Genomic DNA, 556 nt, shown 5'->3' with positions numbered 1-556 from the left:
CGCCACGAGCCTCAAGGTCCTCATTGTCGACTGTGATTGTTTGCTCGGAGAAACCACAGTAATACGAGCAGCGGCGAGGCGCGTTAAAGCCCGATGCCAGGATCTCTATCCTGTCAGACGTCAGCGCCTATGGGACAGAATTGAGGTTTTCGTAAGAAATCCGGAACATCGAAGGACGCGGCTGACAAGCTTGTCAAAGGGATCATGCGCAAGACGCGCAAACAGTATCCAGCGGAAGAGAAGATCAGGATTGTGCTGGCGGGCTTGCGTGGCGAAGAGAGCATTGCCGCGCTGTGCCGGTGCGAGGGCATCAGCGAGAGTTTGTACGACGCGTGGTCGAAGGACTTCCTTGAAGCGGGCAAGCAACGCCTGGCCGGGGATGCCGCGCGGCAGGCGACATCAGCGCTATCAACGAACTCATTGCTGCCGGGGCCAACGTGAACGCACCTGATCCGCGCGGACCCACGCCTGCACATGTCGCCGCCCTTGCCTCGGAAGACGAGGCACTCCGAATTCTGGCGAATGCAGGTGCTGACATGAACGCGCTTGAGGGCAG

At 59.4% G+C, this 556-nt stretch carries 1 pseudogene; it reads left to right on the top strand.

The features are described from left to right. Positions 1–204: 204 nt before the first annotated feature. Positions 205–402 (top strand): annotated as a pseudogene (locus tag ACTIEN_RS22320) (transposase); the annotation flags it as partial. Between the last annotated feature and the right edge of the window lie 154 nt (positions 403–556).

Source organism: Marivita sp. (assembly GCF_051859345.1).
Classification (GTDB): Bacteria; Pseudomonadota; Alphaproteobacteria; order Rhodobacterales; family Rhodobacteraceae; genus Marivita.
Note: the sequence above shows the minus strand (reverse complement) of the source record. Positions and strands in the feature narration are given on the sequence as shown.